Raw genomic sequence first — 18448 nt, forward strand, 5'->3', positions numbered from 1 at the left:
AATATTTATTCATAATGATTGATATTGCCGTGGGTTTATAAGCTTATTTGTCTGAATACGGACTTAATGGAATCATTCATTGAACCTTTTCGAAGTGAAACTGCATAATTCCTTCCGCAATTTAATGTTGCTAAATGATTTGATGGACAAACTTGCTTACGTCCCTGAGGAGGGATGACCCAATGCAAACATGGAAAAAGAAACTGGTTGTATCACAACTTGCATTAGCCTGCACACTGGCTATCGCTTCTCAGGCCAATGCGAAAGATATATCCGGCACGACATATAATACTTTTGGATATGACAATACTGCGTCCACGCCCTGGTATTATGGTTATGCTGACTGGAATTATTCAGATGCCACACATGATGGTGACATTTATCCGGTCGTCAATAAATCAACCGTAAACGGAGTTATTTCGACATACTATCTGGATGATGGTGTCAATGGCCGTGCGAACGCGTTGAGTATTTCTAACAGCACCATTAATGGCATGATCACCTCAGAGTGTATGACCACGACGTGTGCAGATGGCGTAGATACTGACGGCACCGCTCATACCCAGTATGATCGTTTTAGCCTGACCGTTGATAACTCCACCATCAACGATACCTACGAGCATTACGCGTATGATGTCGTCAATGGCGAAACCACTGAAACGCATTATCTGGACACCTATGATCTGGGTAACGCCATCACGCTGGACGTTGAATCTGATATCGTTATTCAGAACAATTCCCACGTTGCGGGTATCACGCTGACGCAGGGTTACCAGGATCTGGATAACACGCCATACGACGGTGTTGAAGGCGTTGCTAACAGCAGCAATGTCTTTACCGATACGCTGGTGGTGAAAGACTCTGTGCTGACCTCCGGTGCGTACAGCGATCTGGGTACCAGCGGCTTCTACGGTCAAACGGCGAAGCCGAGCGACTACGGTGAAACCAACGCCACGGCTGCGGATGATGCGGCGCTGATCGTTGTGGCTGGCGCGTCTGATAACGCTATGCAGACCACCGCTACCTTCGATCACTCTACCATTACCGGCGACATCCTTTTCTCCAGCACCTTTGATAACAACTTCTACGAGAATGGCGATCCGGCAACGGATACCACCGATGACGGCATCTATAACCCAACTACCAACGGCTGGGATGATACCGACAAGCTGGATGTCACGCTGACCAACGGCAGTAAATGGGTGGGTGCCGCGCAGTCCAGCGTTGAGGCCATCGGCACGGCGCAGATGTATGGTGAAGGCTACAGCAATGTAGACTGGCATGCACTTTCTCCAAACAGCATCTGGCCTGATTCTACCTTTGATAGCAACGGTCACGTTGCAGGTGAAGAGGTTTATCAGAGCGGCCTGTTCAACGTGGCGCTGGATAACGGTTCCGAGTGGGATACCCGTAAGATCTCCAACATCGACGCGCTGACGGTGAACAACCAGTCTCAGGTCAATGTTGAAAACTCCGGCCTGCTGGCGGATTCCATCACCCTGACCAATGCGTCTAGCCTGAACATCGGCGACAACGGCGCGGTAGCAACCGATAGCCTGTATCTGGATAGCTACAGCCGTGCGGCACTGACTGAAGAGACAGCTGAGCTGTATGCCAACACCATTACCGTGGACAACGGTGCAGAGCTGGCGCTGGGTCTGGGTCAGGTTGATACGCACAATATGGTGCTGACCGATGGCGGTGTACTCAACGTTGCCAGCCGCGATTATGTGCTGAACAGCGACCTGAACAACGCACGGTATATCACCAACGATCGCAATAAAGCGGACTACGACTATGGTGTTGTCGCGCTGAACTCTGACGGTCATCTGGCTGTGAACGGTGACGTTGCCGGTAACTATAAAGTGCGCATCGACGATGCGACCGGCGCAGGCTCCGTAGCTGACTACAAAAACAAAGAGATCATTCGCGTCTATGACAATAACGCGGATACCGCTGCCAGCTTTACTGCGGCAAATAAAGCTGATTTAGGTGCATACACCTATCAGGCGCAGCAGAAGGGCGACACCGTTGTTCTCCAGCAGGAAGAGCTGACTGACTACGCCAACATGGCGCTGAGCATTCCTTCTGCCAATACCAACATCTGGAATCTGCAACAGGATACCGTGGGTACCCGTCTGACCAACAGCCGTCATGGCCTGGCAGATAACGGCGGCGCATGGGTGAGCTATTTCGGCGGCAACTTTGACGCGGATAATGGCACCGTTAGCTACGATCAGGACGTAAGCGGCATTATGGTAGGTCTGGACACTCAGATCGACGGTAATAATGCGAAGTGGATTGTCGGTGGTGCGGCTGGTTTCGCGAAGGGTGATATCAGCGATCGTACGGGTCAGGTCGATCAGGACAGCCAGACTGCGATGATCTACGCGTCGGCTAAGTTCATGAACGATATTTTCCTCGACAGCTCACTGAGTTACACCCGCTTCAACAACGACCTCTCTGCCACCATGAGCAATGGTCAGTATGTTGACGGTAATACCACGACTGACGCCGTTGGTTTCGGGATGAAACTGGGCTATGACTGGAAACCAAACCTGTCTGGCTACGTCACGCCTTACGCGGCGATCTCTGGCCTGTTCCAGTCCGGTGATGACTACCAGTTAAGCAACGACATGCGTATCGATGGTCAGTCTTACGACAGTATGCGTTATGAACTCGGCGTGGATGCAGGTTATACCTTCAACTACGGCGGCGAGCAGGCATTAACGCCTTACTTCAAACTGGCTTACGTGTATGACGATGCTGACAACAATGCTGATATCAACAACGACAGCATTGATAACGGCGTAGAAGGCTCTGCGGTTCGCGTGGGACTGGGTACTCAGTTCAGCTTCACGAAAAACTTCAGTGCTTACACTGATGCGACTTATCTGGGCGGCGGCGACGTTGACCAGAACTGGGGAGCAAACCTGGGTGTGAAATATACCTGGTAAGAAAAAACGCGGGGGATTTTGCCCCCGCTTTTTTATGTGCTTTAAAAATAATAAAGAACCGACAGATACAGATGACTTGAGGTATGCATGAACGTTAATGCGAAACCACTTTCTGAATTAAGCCGGCTCATTAAGTGTCTGGAAATCGCCGGTACCCCATTTAAGACCGAACCACAACAATTAATAACTACCGGCAATAATGATGATGAACCATTGACCGTTGTCATACAATCCGGTCTGACTGCAGTCCACCGTAAATCAGACGAATTACTTATGGGTATTGCGCGGGCACCGTATATCCACGGTTTAAGCGCATGGATAAATGACAACTATCTTGAATATTCTCTGATTGCACAAACACCTTGTACCGGATTTTATTTGCCTGCCTCTACTGCATGCGAACTTATTCAAGAAGCGCATGTTTGGCAAGAAGCTTTCTGCTGGCTGTCATGGCTAAACCATTTACTGGGAAAACGTGATATACAGCTGATTGGAAATAATTCCTATAGCCAAATTCGGGCGATGCTGTTGAATATGGCCGAGTGGGATGACGCGCTACGTTCAAAAATTGGTGTTATGAATCATATTCAGCGTAGCACGCGTATTTCTCGTTCGGTCGTTGCGGAGGTTCTGGCGGCGCTGCGTCAGGGGAACTACATCAATATGAGCCGGGGCAAACTGGTCAGTATCAACCGTTTGCCCACGGACTATTGAGATCAGTTAGAGGCCGTAAGCACCTGCGCTTTATTGGCGCTCAGCTCGGCCACCAGATTATTTACGCCATCACTCATATTCACGAAGCGTGTATTTGGCGACCGGGTGACCACCACAAAAGCACCTACGTTTGATTGCGGAATCATCGCCATATAGGTGATGAATCCGCCACCTCCACCGGTTTTTTGAATAATCCCCGGTCGGCCATCTTTTGGCGCCATATACACCCAGCCCATGCCGAGGGCATCGGCTTTACCGGGTACATCCATGCCAATGACGCGACGTAACTGAGCACGCTGGTAGATGAGCGTCTGCATGCGGTCGGCCTGATTGCTGCGCGCGTAAAAATCCGATGAGAGGAACTGTTGCATCCAGCGCATCATGTCGCCAGGCGTAGAGTAAACTCCACCGCTGCCAATGGCGGCCAGCGTGTTATTGCACGGGCTGGACCCTTTTTCCGCCACCATCAGACGCTTGCACTGGTCCGGGGAGGGGGTGTAAGTGGTATCTTTCATCCCGAGCGGACGCGTGATCTGCTCTTCAAACAGTTGAGGGTAGGGCTTACCCGAGGCCGTCGCTAAAGCGTCGGCCAGCAGATCAAACGCCAGGTTAGAATAGCCAGCCTGCGAGCCCGGGGCCGATTTCAGGGTTGCTGTGCTCAGGTAGTTCCAGCGTTGCTCACGGGTTGGCCAGACAAAGACAGGGCGATGCGCAGCGCCACCGGGCTGTTCTCGCGGCAGGGCGCTGGTATGGGTCGCCAGATTCACCAGTCTGATCGGCGTTCCCTGATATGTCGGAACGCGAGCGCCGGGCGGCGCATATTTGCTGAGCGGATCGTCGAGTTTCACCACGCCCTGATCGAGCAGTTTCACCAGCATTTCGCTGGTCATCAGCTTGGTTATCGACGCGACACGGATAACGGAATCCAGCTGCGGACGAACGTTATTTCCCGGTCGTGTTTCACCGAAGCTGCGAAACACCCGCTGGTTACCGTCGATCACGACCAGCGCCATTCCCGTCGCACCGCTGCCGTAATAAATAAGGTTCGCGTAGCGATCGGCAATGTCAGAGGCCAGAACCGGGGCCGTCAGAGGCTGTGCTGCCTGGGCGGTGGACAGGCTCACCGCACACAGCGCGGCGATAGAGAGCAGACAACGTTTCAACGAAAAGCATCCATCAAGTGAATAAGGAAAGTTACGGGTAGTTATACTACTAATCGGCGTCGGGCAATGGCCCGATTTGCATAACGATAGCGAGAAAAACGTAACCGTGGGTAAATTTGAACAATTTACTTGCAGCGTGGCTCCCATTTTGTGACATCGACCGTATGATAGACGCTACGATCGCTGTTGCGAATGAAACGCACCGAAACAATTCTTGAAAACTGGGAAGCGAACTAATAATTCACCCGCAGGTCTCACTTTTTTGCCTGAGCCGGGAGGCTGGTACAGGCAAGGTTTCGTGTGGCGATATGTTGAACGCAGCAACAGCCATAACAACAAGAAGGAAGCACAATGTTTAAGTCTTTTTTCCCAAAGCCGGGGCCCTTTTTCCTGTCGGCATTTATTTGGGCACTGCTGGCTGTCATTTTCTGGCAGGCCGGTGGCGGCGCGTGGCTGACCCGTCTTACGGGGGCAACGGGCGATATTCCCATTAGCGCAGCGCGCTTCTGGTCCATGAGCTATCTGCTTTTCTACGCTTATTACGTGCTCTGCGTAGGGCTTTTTGCCATGTTCTGGTTTGTCTATTCTCCTCACCGCTGGCAATACTGGTCGATTCTCGGCACGTCGTTAATCATCTTTGTCACCTGGTTCCTGGTTGAGGTGGGCGTAGCGGTCAACGCCTGGTATGCGCCGTTTTACGATCTGATCCAGACGGCGCTGAGTTCGCCGCATAAAGTGACCATTAACCAGTTCTACCATGAGGTGGGGATCTTCCTCGGCATCGCCCTCATCGCCGTGGTGATCGGCGTGATGAATAACTTTTTCGTCAGCCACTATGTGTTCCGCTGGCGTACCGCGATGAACGAACACTATATGGCGCACTGGCAGCACCTGCGACATATCGAAGGTGCCGCACAGCGTGTGCAGGAAGACACCATGCGTTTTGCCTCTACTCTGGAAGATATGGGCGTGAGCTTTATCAACGCCATCATGACGCTGATCGCCTTCCTGCCGGTGCTGGTGACGCTCTCGTCGCACGTTCCGGAGCTGCCGATTGTCGGCCATCTGCCCTACGGCCTGGTGATTGCCGCGATTGTCTGGTCGCTGATGGGAACGGGGCTGCTGGCGGTGGTAGGGATCAAGTTGCCGGGGCTGGAGTTTAAAAACCAGCGCGTGGAAGCGGCCTACCGTAAAGAGCTGGTGTATGGTGAAGACGATGCCAACCGTGCGTCACCGCCTACCGTGCGTGAGCTGTTTGGCACCGTACGTCGTAACTACTTCCGCCTCTATTTCCATTACATGTATTTCAATATCGCGCGCATTCTTTATCTTCAGGTTGATAACGTTTTCGGGTTGTTCCTGCTGTTCCCGTCCATCGTTGCGGGTACGATTACGCTCGGTCTGATGACCCAAATCACCAACGTCTTTGGTCAGGTTCGCGGTTCGTTCCAGTATCTGATTAGCTCCTGGACTACGCTTGTGGAGCTGATGTCCATCTACAAACGTTTACGCAGTTTCGAGCGTGAGCTGGACGATAAGGACGTGCAGGAAGTCACCCATACATTAGGTTAAAAAGGAATTGCTATGCCATTTGCCGTACCACGTGCATTACCTCTGACGTTACTCGCCGCTTTCGTGCTGGCGGGCTGTGCCGAAAAAGGGGCTGCCCCGCTCAAAGAAGGGGAGAAGCCTGTGGATGTGGCGAGCGTGGTGCGGCAGAAGATGCCCGCCAGCGTGAAGGATCGCAGTGAGTGGGCTGATGCGCTGGCAACGACCTTCAAAAGCCAGAAGATCGCGCCTACCGAAGAGAATATCTGCTCGGTGCTCGCGGTGGCGCAGCAGGAATCGATGTATCAGTCAGATCCTGTTGTGCCTGGCCTGAACAAAATCGCCTGGAAAGAGATCGACCGCCGGGCCGAATCGATGCATATCCCGGTTTTCCTGGTACATACCGCCCTTAAAATCACCTCGCCAAACGGTAAAAGCTATAGCGAACGGCTGGATACGGTGAAAACCGAGAAGCAGCTTAGCGCCATTTTCGATGATTTCATCAATATGGTGCCGATGGGGCAGAAGCTGTTTGGATCGCTGAATCCGGTGCATACCGGCGGTCCGATGCAGGTGAGTATCGCATTTGCGGAAAAGCATACCGACGGCTATCCGTGGGGTATCGATGGTACGGTGCGTCAGGAGGTCTTCTCTCTGCGCGGTGGGCTGTGGTTTGGGACGTATCACCTGCTGAATTATCCGGCCAACTACGATAAACCGCTGTATCGCTTTGCCGACTTTAATGCGGGCTGGTATGCCAGCCGAAATGCAGCCTTCCAGAATGCGGTAAGCCGCGCCAGCGGTGTGAAGCTCGCTTTGGATGGCGATCTCATTGCATACGGCAGCAGTGAGGCTGGGACCACCGAACGTGCGGTGCGAAAACTCTCGACGAAGCTGGAGATGAGCAACAACGACATTCGCCGACAGCTGGAGAAGGGCGACAGCCTGGCGTTTGAGAAAACGGATCTCTATAAGCAGGTCTTTGCGCTGGCCGAGAAGAAAAGTGGAAAGGCATTACCCAGAGCCATTCTGCCAGGGATTCAACTGGAAAGCCCGAAGATCACGCGTAACCTGACGACCGCCTGGTTCGCGAAACGCGTGAACGATCGTCGGGCACGCTGTATGGGACTGTAATCAGTGGCGATTGCGCCAGCGCAGGACGAGGGCAATCACGCCCAGAACCATGCTGCCCGCGAGGAAGGGAATGAGTCCAAATACGGTGCTCACGCCTAAACCGAATTCAACGCGTGGGCGGCCTGTATCCTGCACCTGCATCAGATGCTCATACACGCCAGGAGCATGCACCAGCATATTCAGCAGTTGGGTTCCTGCCCAGAAACAAAACAGAACAAACAGGGCATAGGCAATATTCCCCGCCGTGGAGGTTTTTGGTTGTTTTCCGCCAAAAATCGGTTTCGACAATGTAAAGTCTGCCATAAGACCTCCCGAAAATATCACTCTGTTTTAATACGCGTCGTACAGGGTGAGTGTGACAGGTCATAGCATTTGTCAATATCAGAATCGTGGGAAATTCGGTTCAGGATTTCTCCTGGATTGTCGAATTCTGCATCACGTCACAAATTGATAACATAAGTGAAACTGCGCTGCTTTTCAGAATTTACGTATCCGCCACAGACGCCTTTATCAAACTGTGAGAGGATAGTTTTTTTTCTGCCGGAGTTGTCATGAAGCTCACTTCCAAACTACGCCGTGACTGGCATTACTACGCCTTTGCGATCGGGCTGATCTTTATTCTCAACGGTGTTGTCGGGCTGCTGGGATTTGAAGCGAAAGGCTGGCAAACCTATGCGGTTGGGCTGGTGACCTGGGTAATCAGTTTCTGGCTGGCGGGATTCATTATCCGCCGTCGCCCCGATGAGACGACGACGGCAGAGAAAACCGACTAACCGTTAGTTAACGGAGCTTTTCAGGGCGCTGTCAGCGGCGTGACGCTCCAGCGCCAGTTCAATCAGGCGGGTGATCAGTTCCGGATAGCTTATCCCGCTGGCCTGCCACAGTTTCGGGTACATGCTGATATTGGTAAAGCCCGGCAGGGTGTTGATTTCGTTAATCACCACCTCGTTATCCGGCGTCAGAAACACGTCGACGCGCGCCATCCCACAGCATCCCAGCGCCTGATAGGCTTCAACGGCGATCGCGCGGATCTTGTCGTTAACGTCAGGATCGAGCGCGGCGGGGACCACAACCTGGGCACCTTTGTCGTCAATATATTTGGTGTCGTAGGAATAGAAGTCGCTGTTCAGCACTACTTCACCGCAGGTACTCGCCTGCGGGAAGTCGTTGCCCAGTACGGCGCACTCAATTTCGCGTCCGTTAATTCCCTGCTCAACCACCACCTTATGGTCAAACTCAAAGGCCAGACGAACGGCTTCGTTAAACTGCGCTTCGCTGGTGACTTTGCTGACGCCAACGGACGAGCCCTGATTTGCTGGTTTCACAAATAGCGGCAGGCCGAGTTGCGCCTGGATCTGCGCGAAGCTATGTTTATCGCGGTTGGCACGAGTAAGCGTCACGAACGGCGCAATATTCAGACCGGCGTCGCGCAGGAGACGTTTTGTGACGTCTTTATCCATGCAGGCGGCAGAGCCCAGCACATCGGAACCGACAAACGGCAGGTTCGCCATCCGCAGCATGCCTTGCAGGGAGCCATCTTCGCCCAGCGTGCCGTGAACGATAGGAAACACCACGTCAATCTGTGCCAGCGCCTGCGCGTTCCCGGCATCGATAAGCTGTCCCTGTACCACGCCTGGAACCGTTGCGACGCTGATATCAGAAGGATTAAGGGCGATGTGCGCCGGATCGTCAGCGTGTAACAGATACTGGCTGGCATCGTTAACATGCCACTGGCCCTGTTTATCTATGCCCAGCAGCACCACGTCAAAACGGCTTTTATCAATCGCATCAACGATATTTTTAGCCGATTGCAATGACACCTCGTGCTCTGCCGATTTTCCCCCAAAGACAATACCTACGCGCTGCTTTGCCATCTCACTCTCTTCCAGTCTGACGAAAAGCCAATAACATACCACGATGCCCGGCGGGTTTCGCGGCCTTCTGCCATAATGTTTTGAGGGATGCTGAAGGGGGGCGCGTGAAAGGAAAAGGTCTGTTTATTCTTATTGTTATTGCCGGGATCGTCACGGTGGGCTACCGCTGGTTGCCGTCGCAGTACAACCCTTTCGTGCCGCTTACGCTTGACGATCCGCCCGGAAAAATAACCCAGTTTAAACTTCGGCGTTTAACCCCCCAGGCGTGCGAAAGCCTGTTAACGCAGGCGAACCAACGTCGGCTTATCCGTACCCAGGCGGTCGCTGACAGCGCCGGGGAGTGTCCACTGAGTAACGTGGTGCGCGTACGTGATTTTGGCCCGGTCAGTCTGAACAGCAGCTTTCTTGCCAGTTGCCCGCTGGCGTTAAGTTCGGCGCTGTTTGTCAGCCAGCAGGCCCGGCCGCTCACCAAAACCTGGACGGGAAGCGAGCTTGCGCGTATTGAACATCTGGGCAGCTTTGCCTGCCGCAATATCTACAGCCGCCCGGATGCGCGGCGCAGCGAACATGCCACGGCGGATGCGCTGGATATCAGCGCTTTCAGGCTGGCAAACGGACAGCGTGTTACCGTTCTAAACGGCTGGAAAGCGGAAAAGACGCAGCCCTGGCTACAGGCGCTGCTCTCGGCAAGCTGTGGTTATTACGGTAACGGTCTGGGACCGGACTATAATGCCGCCCATGCCAACCATTTCCATCTGGGAATGCGCGGATATGGATTATGTCGATGAAGCATAATCTTCCGCCGAAATTTGGATAAATTGTGACTTATTTCACAAATATGATGACTGGGAAGATAAAACACCAAAGTCTGCAAGGCCGCATCTCTGGCGCTATGTCATTGCGCGTAACTTGCTAATCTGTCGGCGAATTCGCCTAAAAATGAAGACTATTTCTGTTATGGAATCCTGGAAAGTTAACCTCATTTCAGTCTGGTTCGGCTGCTTCTTCACCGGACTGGCTATCAGCCAGATATTGCCCTTCCTGCCGCTGTATGTGTCGCAGCTGGGGGTCACTTCCCATGAAGCGCTCTCCATGTGGTCCGGCCTGACGTTCAGCGTGACGTTTCTGGTCTCCGCCATTGTGTCACCGATGTGGGGTAGCCTGGCAGATCGCAAGGGGCGCAAGTTGATGCTGCTCCGCGCCTCGCTGGGGATGGCGATAGCCATTTTGCTCCAGGCCTTCGCCACCAACGTCTGGCAGCTGTTTATTCTGCGGGCGATAATGGGGCTGACCTCCGGGTACATTCCGAATGCCATGGCGCTGGTGGCCTCACAGGTACCGCGTGAGCGAAGCGGCTGGGCGCTCAGCACGCTTTCCACCGCCCAGATCAGCGGGGTCATTGGCGGCCCGCTGCTCGGCGGCTTCCTGGCGGACCATGTCGGGCTGCGTGCGGTCTTTATCATTACTGCGATCCTGCTGACGATTAGCTTTCTGGTCACCCTTTTTCTGATTAAAGAGGGCGGGCGGCCTGTTGTCAGCAAATCCGAACGCCTGAGCGGAAAAGCGGTTTTCGCCTCGCTGCCTTATCCTGGCCTGATGATTAGCCTCTTTGTGACGACGATGGTGATCCAGCTCTGTAACGGCTCGGTGGGGCCGATTCTGGCGCTGTTTATCAAGTCGATGGCGCCGGACAGCAGCAACATTGCGTTTCTGAGCGGGATGATTGCCGCCGTGCCGGGCGTGTCGGCGCTGATGTCTGCTCCGCGCCTGGGGAAACTGGGCGACAGGATCGGTACGGCACGTATTCTGATGGCAACGCTCATCATTGCGGTGATCCTTTTCTTTGCCATGTCATTCGTCACCACACCTCTTCAGTTGGGCATCCTGCGCTTCCTGCTTGGCTTCGCGGATGGCGCCATGCTGCCCGCTGTTCAGACGCTGCTGGTGAAATATTCCAGTGACCAGGTAACCGGCCGCATTTTTGGCTACAACCAGTCGTTCATGTATTTAGGCAACGTAGCGGGCCCGCTTATTGGCGCCTCGGTCTCGGCGATGGCGGGTTTCCGCTGGGTATTTGCCGCGACGGCGGTGGTGGTACTGCTGAATATTATTCAACTGGCCTTTGCCTTACGCCGTCGCAGGCGAATCGCTGAGGCAAAGTCGGCCCGGTAAACACGATAATATATTATTTATTCTTATGAACGCCGCATTTTTATATAACGAAATGCGGCGCCTTTCTTTTAGAAAAACGTTTCGCTTTCTCCACGAAATATCTTTTTTGGCAGCGATGTCACTTTTGCATAAGATAAAGCCAATCCATGCTTTTCATTATTCAGTGAGGGTGTTAATTTCAGGGGAAATCACATAAGGAAATAGCACCATGAAAAATCTCATTGCTGAGTTGTTGGTTAAGCTTGCCCAAAAGGAAGAAGAGTCGAAAGAGCTGGTTGCCCAGGTCGAGGCGCTGGAAATCGTTGTGACGGCGCTGCTGCGACAGATGGCAAAACCAGAGCAGGAGGCGTTGATCGACAACGTTGAAGGCGCGCTGGAAAAAGCTCGCCCTGATTCACAGGTTCCCGCAGAGGATGCGGAGCTGCTTCAGCAATACGTAAAAAAGCTTTTGAGGCATCCTCGCAGTTAACCGGCCAGAGGTGAAATGACATGTCACAGAATTGTCATGCAGGATGCCTGGCGTCGCTCTGTTTTTATTTTTACACATTTTTCAGGGTAAATTAAATTGAGACAGAGCACAGTTTTCACCGCATAATTTCTGCTATTAATTACCGCCTCCCTGCCGGCGAAACCGGATAATGATCATTGTGCCGCTACAGGGCTGAAATAACCGCGGAGCCCGGCGAAAATCAGGTGCGCAGGGTGGTTTTTTTTCCGTAACGAACCAGACTTAACGTGGAACTTCACATAAAGGATGGTGCAATGAAAACAACAATACTGATTACCCTGCTCTCTGGCCTGTGTCTGATGGCATCAGCACATGCGGAAGAGAAAACGTTGACGCCCCAGCAGCAACGCATGACGACCTGTAACCAACAGGCGACATCGCAGAGCCTGAAAGGGGATGCCCGTAAAACGTACATGAGCGACTGCCTAAAAAATGGTGCGACAAAACCCGGTGAAAAAAGCCTGACCCCGCAGCAGCAAAAAATGCGCGAGTGCAATGCCCAGGCGACACAGCAGATGCTGAAAGGCGACGATCGCAGCAAGTTCATGAGCGCGTGCCTGAAAAAACAGGCGTAGTGCTAACGGGTGAGTCACGGCTGTGGCTCACCCAAAATTTCATACTTTCCCCGCTATCCCCCTCTCTATAATTTGGGAAAATGTTTCAGAATATTCCCAAAGATGATGAATGATGAGTTTTATGACAGTCACGGGAACATTCGGGAAGCGTGGCACCAGCAGCTTTCTCAGGATGATTCATACCGTTCCGGTCTGCGATTTGCCCGGCGAATACGGCTGGCACGCATCGTTGGTCTCGCGGCGCTATTTGTTCCGCTTGCCAGCGTTCTGGTGAGCCAGTTTCTTTCCGGCGTCTGGTGGTTATTGCTGGTGGGCTGGGTCTTTGTCTGGCCCCATCTGGCCTGGCAGCTGGCTTTTCGTTCGGCTGAACCCCACAGAAGTGAAATTGTTAATCTGAAAATCGATGCCATTCTTGCCGGTGTCTGGATGGGGCTAACAGGGTTCAATGCGCTACCAACGGCGGCGCTGATCATGATGATCGGCATGAATATGATGGGATCGGGGGGATGTCGCTTATTTCTGACAGGACTGGCGCTGCTTGCCCTGTCTGCTCTGCTCACCGTGCAATCCACGGGTACTCCTGTGCTATTGACCTCTGAACCGCTGGCGTTGTGGCTGACGCTCCCCGTGCTGGTGGTCTACCCCATGCTGTTTGCATGGCTCAGCCACCGCACGGCGATCCGGCTGGCAGAGCATAAGCGTCGGCTTGAGCTGATGAGTACCCGCGACGGAATGACCGGCGTGTTCAATCGCCGTCACTGGGAAACGCTGCTGCGTTACGAATTTGAGGCCTGCCGTCGCAGCCATCGACAGGCGACGATACTGCTCATTGATATCGATCACTTCAAGACGATCAACGACACCTGGGGGCATGACGTGGGAGATGAAGCGATTGTTGCCATTACGCGCCAGCTTCAGCTGACTCTGCGCTCAGGCGATTATATTGGCCGCTTTGGTGGGGATGAGTTCGCGGTGATCATGTCCGGCACGCCTGCCGACAGCGCGATTGCAGCGATGTCGCGCGTCCATGAACGGCTGGTCAACATGCCGCTGCACGGAGCACCAACGGCGAGGTTGTGTATCAGCGTTGGGGTTGCCCCCTGGGGAGCGCAGTTCACCCACTATCGTGAATGGCTAAAGGCGGCGGACGTGGCCCTCTATAAAGCCAAAAATGCCGGACGGGGCCGCACCGAAGTGGCCGCCTGACGCCCGGCGTAGCGCATCAGGACTTACTGAGCTTCTCTGATTTTTCCATGCATTTTTCCATCGCCTCGATCACGGCGGAGCGGAATCCGCGATCTTCCAGCACGCGCACGGCTTCAATGGTTGTGCCCCCCGGCGAGCACACCATATCTTTCAATTCGCCCGGATGCTTACCCGTTTCCAGCACCATTTTGGCCGAGCCCATCACCGCTTGCGCTGCAAATTTGTAGGCCTGCGCGCGCGGCATTCCGCCCAATACGGCAGCATCGGCCATGGCTTCGATAAACATAAAAACATACGCCGGGGCAGAGCCGCTCACGCCGACCACCGGGTGGATCATCGGTTCGGCAATCACTTCCGCTTCGCCGAAGCAGCGGAAGATATTCAGTACATCTGCCACGTCTTCAGATGTGACCAGCGCGTTCGGGGTAACGGAGGTCATACCGGCATTCACCAGCGACGGGGTGTTTGGCATGGCGCGAACAATCTTACGGTCGTGACCCAGCGCGCGGGCGATCTGATCGAGGGTCACGCCTGCGGCAATCGACACCACCAGGGTCTCTTTGTTAAGGCTGGAGGTGATCTCGCCCAGGACTTTAATCATGATATTCGGCTTAACGGCGCCAAAGACAATATCCGCCACCTGAGCCACTTCCTGCGCGCTTTCGGCAGCGTTGACACCATACTCATCACGCAGCGCCGCGACTTTATCCGGGGATGGGGTATAGACCCAAATCTGCCCCGGCAGCACCTGCCCGCTGGCAATCAGTCCGCCGAGGATAGCTTTGCCCATGTTTCCGCAGCCGATAAACCCGATTTTCTTATCCATCACGTCTCTCCGTTATTATGCGTTGTTATCTCTCATTGATAGCTTAACAACGAAATGCAGGCGACAATAGTCGCCAGAATCATAATGGGGAGAGACGATGGCGATTTGGGTTGATGCGGATGCGTGTCCGAATGTGATTAAAGAGATTTTATTTCGTGCTGCCGAGCGCGTGCAGATGCCGCTAACGCTGGTGGCGAACCAGAATATCCGCGTGCCGCCCTCCAGATACATCCGATCTCTGCGCGTTCCGGCCGGGTTTGACGTGGCGGATAACGAGATAGTACGCCTGTGTGACGCAGGAGATCTGGTGATCACGGCGGATATCCCGCTGGCTGCCGACGTGCTGGCGAAGGGGGCCGCGGCGCTTAACCCGCGCGGCGAGCGCTACTCTCCGGCAACGATCCGGGAGAAGCTCACCATGCGTGATTTTATGGATACGCTGCGTTCCAGCGGCGTGCAAACCGGTGGGCCGGACAGCCTGTCGCAGCGCGATCGCCAGCAGTTTGCCGCCGAGCTGGATAAATGGCTGCTGGAAGTGAAGCGCCGCCCGGCGTAGCCCACCTCCGGGCGGTTTTGTGGTACAGTGTGGCTTCCACAGGCTTGTCATTCCGTACCGCTTTGCAGTAAAGTTAGCGCAACATCTACTGCAATCATTTCTTTACAGCCTTCAGTTATCCGGCAGCAAGGGGAACACCTGGTTATGAACCCACCCATCTTTTTAGTTGGCCCTCGCGGCTGTGGGAAAACCACCGTTGGTCTGGAGCTGGCGCGTTTGTGCCAGAGTCAGTTTGTCGATACTGACCACTGGCTTCAGGAGAATGCGGGTAAGACTATCGCCGATATCGTTGAAGATGAGGGTTGGGAGAGCTTTCGTGCGCGTGAAACGGCCACGCTGGAAGCGGTGACCGCGCCGTCAACCGTGATTGCGACCGGTGGGGGCATCATCCTGGCGTCGTATAACCGCCAGTTTATGCGCGAAAAGGGTGTCGTGATCTACCTCTGTGCCCCGGTCTCTACGCTGGTGGGGCGGCTGGAGGCGTTTCCGGAAGAGGGGCAGCGCCCGGCGCTGACCGCGAAACCGCTGAGTGAAGAGGTCAGCGAGGTCCTCGCCGAACGCGATGCACTGTACCGCGAGGCGGCACACCACGTTGTGGATGCGTCGGCGTCACCCGAAAAAGTTGCGATTCAGATTATTACCGCCCTGCGTTTGGCTTGCGCCAGCTAACAGCCGTCTATACTCATAGCTCAGACATAAAAAAAGGATGAGCTATGCCAACCAGACCTCCCTATCCACGTGAAGCCCGCATCGTTACCGTTGAAAAAGGTAATGGTGATCAAACCGTAACCTGGTACCAGCTGCGTGCCGATCACCCTAAACCTGATTCGCTGATCAGCGAACATGAAACCGAACAGGAAGCGCTGGATGCGAAACGGCGCTATGAGGATCCTGAGAAGTCCTGACAGGAATCCGAATTCGTTACAACCGTGCCTGAATCACACTTTTAACTTATCGCTGATGTTAAGCAGCAGTTAATATTTAGTTATTACAGGTGGATTCGGAAAGGCCAGTCGATCTTTACACTACGGTGTTGAGATCCCCTGCTACGCTTGGTGCTGTTTTGTTGAATAAATGAACAGCGCAGCGTAGTGAGCCTGCACCTGTGTGGCAGTTGTGGTAGTAACGGAAGGCGATCAAAATGAAGGCGACGTTGGCGATCCTCACGATTGGTGTGGTGCCTGTAAGCGAAGTATTACCGCTCTTAACCGAGCATGTCTCTGAACAACAAATTACGCATCTCAGTCTGTTAGGGAAGCTCAGTCGGGAAGAGGTCATGGAAGACTACGCGGTCGGAGAGGGGGAAGATCCCCTGGCAACGTTACTCAGTGACGGTAAACTGGCGCATGTGTCGCGCCAGAAAATCGAGCGCGCGCTACAGGGCGTGATCGAAGTGCTCGACAATCAGGACTATGACGTCATTTTGCTGATGAGCACGGCACCCGTTAAAGGACTCAGCGCGCGTAATGCCATTCTGCTCGAACCGATGCGGATTATCCCCCCGCTGGTGGCCTCTATTGTTGATGGTCATCAGGTTGGGGTCATCGTTCCCGTTGAGGAACTGCTGGATAACCAGACGGTGAAGTGGGCTGCGCTGGAGCACACCCCGCTGTACGCGCTGGCTAACCCGTTCTGGGACAGCGAAGCGAAGCTGATTGCGGCTGGGCAGGAATTGATCGACAGAGGGGCGGATGTCCTGATGCTCGACTGCCTGGGCTTCCATCAGCGGCATCGTGATTTATTGCAAAAGGCGCTGGATGTTCCGGTGCTGCTCTCTAACGTCCTGATGGCGCGTCTGGCGTCAGAATTACTGGTGTAATGATTTTGCGTGACAGGTCATGAGCATGGCCCCTATAGTGGATTTTTCTCTATAAATATAAGGGCCAGTTCATGCTTCAAAGTAACGAATACTTTTCCGGTAAAGTGAAATCCATTGGTTTTACCAGCAGCAGCACTGGCCGCGCCAGTGTCGGCGTAATGGCGGAAGGGGAATACACCTTTGGCACCGCAGAAGCGGAAGAGATGACGGTGGTCAGCGGCGCGCTGAACGTCCTGCTGCCGGGTGAAACGGAGTGGAAAGTATATAGTGCCGGGCAGGTCTTCAACGTGCCGGGCCACAGCGAGTTCCATTTACAGGTTGCAGAGCCAACCTCTTATCTGTGCCGCTATCTGAAATAAAAGCATGCCGGGTGGCGCATTCGCTTACCCGGCCTACGTTTTGCCTGTCAGCGCTGCGCTTCGCCGCCGAGACCTTCCACCAGGTTCTGAATCAGCGCCGCCAGCTCGCCGGTCATCAGGATAAAGTCTGCGTCAAAGCGCTGAGCATAATCTTCGCGGTCGATATCTTCGTTCTGATCGCGCAGTTCATCGCAGAATTTCAGGCGCTTCACGGATCCATCATCACACATCACAAACTGAATGCGCTGCTGCCAGTCGAGAGCCAGTTTGGTCACCACTTTGCCCGCTTCAATGTGCACGGCGATTTCGTCGCTCACCAGTTCCTGTTTCTTCGCGCGGATCACGCCGCCATCTTCCAGCAACGCTTTCAGCTCTGCTTCATCAAGGATCTGGAAGCCCTGCGCGGCAGTCCCGCTGCGCACCCACTCGGTCAGGGTCAGCTCAATCGGCGTTTCCAGCGCCAGCGGTACCACCGGTAATGAGCCAAGGCTCTTACGCAGCAGCGCCAGCGTATCTTCGGCTTTTTTGGCGCTGGCGCAGTCCACCATGATCAGCCCGTTAACGGTGTCGATCCACATCATGGTCTGGCTAAAGCGGCTAAACGCGCGCGGCAGCAGCGAGTGCAGCACTTCATCCTTCAGCGAATCTTTTTCGGTTTTTTTAAGCTTACGGCCCTGTTCAGCTTCCAGCTTGAAGATCTTCGCTTCGAGTGCCTGCTTAACCACGGGCGTCGGCAGGATCTTCTCTTCTTTGCGGGCGCAAACGATGATTTGCCCCGTGCTGCTGGCGTGGGTCAGCGCATCGCTTTGAGAACCCATTGGCGGAACCCAGCCGGTTTTTGCCATATCCTGGCTACCGCAAGGGGTAAAGGAGTAAGCGGCTAACTGTTTTTCCATCTCTTCTGCACGCAGCGAAACGTCGCGGCTGAGACGGTAAACCATCAAATTTTTGAACCACAGCATGATAATTTCCACGGCCTTGTCGTTAAATCAGCGGGCATGATAACGAATTGTCGCATCGCTTGCATTGCTAATCGG

At 54.0% G+C, this 18448-nt stretch carries 20 protein-coding genes; 15 read left to right on the forward strand and 5 right to left on the reverse strand.

Annotation, left to right across the window (positions count from 1 at the left end; all coding sequences use genetic code 11):
- The first annotated feature begins 182 nt into the window (after positions 1-182).
- Positions 183-2957 carry an autotransporter outer membrane beta-barrel domain-containing protein gene (locus tag ACOTXL_RS06485; protein WP_045350619.1) on the forward strand — a complete coding sequence of 925 codons (2775 nt, stop codon included), beginning with the start codon at positions 183-185 and terminating at the stop codon, positions 2955-2957.
- An 87-nt stretch (positions 2958-3044) separates the two neighbouring features.
- Positions 3045-3671, forward strand: coding sequence for a helix-turn-helix domain-containing protein (locus ACOTXL_RS06490; RefSeq protein ID WP_003859165.1), 627 nt, complete (start codon positions 3045-3047; stop codon positions 3669-3671).
- A gap of 2 nt (positions 3672-3673) precedes the next feature.
- Here ACOTXL_RS06490 and ampH read toward each other — a convergent pair whose 3' ends face one another.
- Positions 3674-4834, reverse strand: a complete 1161-nt coding sequence (gene ampH / locus ACOTXL_RS06495) for a D-alanyl-D-alanine-carboxypeptidase/endopeptidase AmpH (RefSeq protein WP_045350618.1) — start codon at positions 4832-4834, stop codon at positions 3674-3676.
- Between the two features lie 351 nt (positions 4835-5185).
- Here ampH and sbmA point away from each other — a divergent pair, with 351 nt between their 5' ends.
- The gene (gene sbmA, locus ACOTXL_RS06500; protein WP_045350617.1) at positions 5186-6406 is read left to right on the forward strand and encodes a peptide antibiotic transporter SbmA; all 1221 of its coding nucleotides are present in this window, start codon (positions 5186-5188) and stop codon (positions 6404-6406) included.
- Between the two features lie 12 nt (positions 6407-6418).
- Positions 6419-7516: a DUF1615 domain-containing protein gene (locus ACOTXL_RS06505; RefSeq protein ID WP_023315499.1), complete on the forward strand. Its 1098-nt coding sequence runs from the start codon at positions 6419-6421 to the stop codon at positions 7514-7516.
- On the opposite strand, the gene ACOTXL_RS06510 is transcribed toward ACOTXL_RS06505, so the two are convergent.
- Positions 7517-7819, reverse strand: a complete 303-nt coding sequence (locus ACOTXL_RS06510; RefSeq protein ID WP_045332053.1) for a DUF2755 family protein — start codon at positions 7817-7819, stop codon at positions 7517-7519.
- A 248-nt stretch (positions 7820-8067) separates the two neighbouring features.
- On the opposite strand from ACOTXL_RS06510, the gene ACOTXL_RS06515 reads away from it, so the two are divergent.
- Positions 8068-8289 (forward strand): DUF2754 domain-containing protein, encoded by a 222-nt coding sequence (locus ACOTXL_RS06515; protein ID WP_003859157.1) that lies wholly within the window; start codon positions 8068-8070, stop codon positions 8287-8289.
- A gap of 3 nt (positions 8290-8292) precedes the next feature.
- Here ACOTXL_RS06515 and ddlA read toward each other — a convergent pair whose 3' ends face one another.
- Positions 8293-9390: a D-alanine--D-alanine ligase gene (gene ddlA, locus ACOTXL_RS06520; RefSeq protein WP_003859156.1), complete on the reverse strand. Its 1098-nt coding sequence runs from the start codon at positions 9388-9390 to the stop codon at positions 8293-8295.
- A 104-nt stretch (positions 9391-9494) separates the two neighbouring features.
- Here ddlA and ACOTXL_RS06525 point away from each other — a divergent pair, with 104 nt between their 5' ends.
- The 5 genes from ACOTXL_RS06525 (at position 9495) to adrA (ending at position 13851) form a co-directional block, all read left to right on the forward strand.
- Positions 9495-10178 carry an extensin family protein gene (locus ACOTXL_RS06525; protein ID WP_003859154.1) on the forward strand — a complete coding sequence of 228 codons (684 nt, stop codon included), beginning with the start codon at positions 9495-9497 and terminating at the stop codon, positions 10176-10178.
- 169 nt (positions 10179-10347) lie between these two features.
- Entirely contained in the window at positions 10348-11562 is a 1215-nt protein-coding gene (locus ACOTXL_RS06530) for a multidrug efflux MFS transporter (RefSeq protein WP_015571317.1), read from the forward strand.
- Between the two features lie 208 nt (positions 11563-11770).
- Positions 11771-12031, forward strand: coding sequence for an anti-adapter protein IraP (gene iraP, locus ACOTXL_RS06535; RefSeq protein ID WP_003859148.1), 261 nt, complete (start codon positions 11771-11773; stop codon positions 12029-12031).
- Positions 12032-12324: 293 nt separating this feature from the next.
- Positions 12325-12645 carry a phosphate starvation-inducible protein PsiF gene (gene psiF / locus ACOTXL_RS06540; RefSeq protein ID WP_022650447.1) on the forward strand — a complete coding sequence of 107 codons (321 nt, stop codon included), beginning with the start codon at positions 12325-12327 and terminating at the stop codon, positions 12643-12645.
- Between the two features lie 102 nt (positions 12646-12747).
- Entirely contained in the window at positions 12748-13851 is a 1104-nt protein-coding gene (gene adrA, locus ACOTXL_RS06545; protein ID WP_045332057.1) for a diguanylate cyclase AdrA, read from the forward strand.
- 16 nt (positions 13852-13867) lie between these two features.
- Here adrA and proC read toward each other — a convergent pair whose 3' ends face one another.
- Complete coding sequence (gene proC / locus ACOTXL_RS06550; protein ID WP_045350616.1) at positions 13868-14677, reverse strand: pyrroline-5-carboxylate reductase; 810 nt, start codon at positions 14675-14677, stop codon at positions 13868-13870.
- A 97-nt stretch (positions 14678-14774) separates the two neighbouring features.
- Between proC and ACOTXL_RS06555 the strand changes: the two genes are divergently transcribed.
- The 5 genes from ACOTXL_RS06555 (at position 14775) to ppnP (ending at position 17411) form a co-directional block, all read left to right on the forward strand.
- Entirely contained in the window at positions 14775-15233 is a 459-nt protein-coding gene (locus tag ACOTXL_RS06555) for a YaiI/YqxD family protein (protein ID WP_003859141.1), read from the forward strand.
- A 144-nt stretch (positions 15234-15377) separates the two neighbouring features.
- On the forward strand, positions 15378-15902 hold the full coding sequence (gene aroL, locus ACOTXL_RS06560; protein ID WP_023315502.1) for a shikimate kinase AroL: 525 nt from the start codon (positions 15378-15380) through the stop codon (positions 15900-15902).
- Positions 15903-15946: 44 nt separating this feature from the next.
- On the forward strand, positions 15947-16138 hold the full coding sequence (yaiA, locus tag ACOTXL_RS06565; protein ID WP_003859135.1) for a protein YaiA: 192 nt from the start codon (positions 15947-15949) through the stop codon (positions 16136-16138).
- A 236-nt stretch (positions 16139-16374) separates the two neighbouring features.
- Entirely contained in the window at positions 16375-17052 is a 678-nt protein-coding gene (locus ACOTXL_RS06570; protein ID WP_003859133.1) for an AroM family protein, read from the forward strand.
- A 71-nt stretch (positions 17053-17123) separates the two neighbouring features.
- Entirely contained in the window at positions 17124-17411 is a 288-nt protein-coding gene (gene ppnP, locus ACOTXL_RS06575; RefSeq protein ID WP_003859131.1) for a pyrimidine/purine nucleoside phosphorylase, read from the forward strand.
- A 47-nt stretch (positions 17412-17458) separates the two neighbouring features.
- On the opposite strand, the gene rdgC is transcribed toward ppnP, so the two are convergent.
- The gene (gene rdgC / locus ACOTXL_RS06580) at positions 17459-18373 is read right to left on the reverse strand and encodes a recombination-associated protein RdgC (protein ID WP_003859129.1); all 915 of its coding nucleotides are present in this window, start codon (positions 18371-18373) and stop codon (positions 17459-17461) included.
- Positions 18374-18448 lie beyond the last annotated feature (75 nt).

This window comes from Enterobacter cloacae complex sp. IR5402, assembly GCF_049238125.1.
Classification (GTDB): Bacteria; Pseudomonadota; Gammaproteobacteria; order Enterobacterales; family Enterobacteriaceae; genus Enterobacter; species Enterobacter hormaechei_C.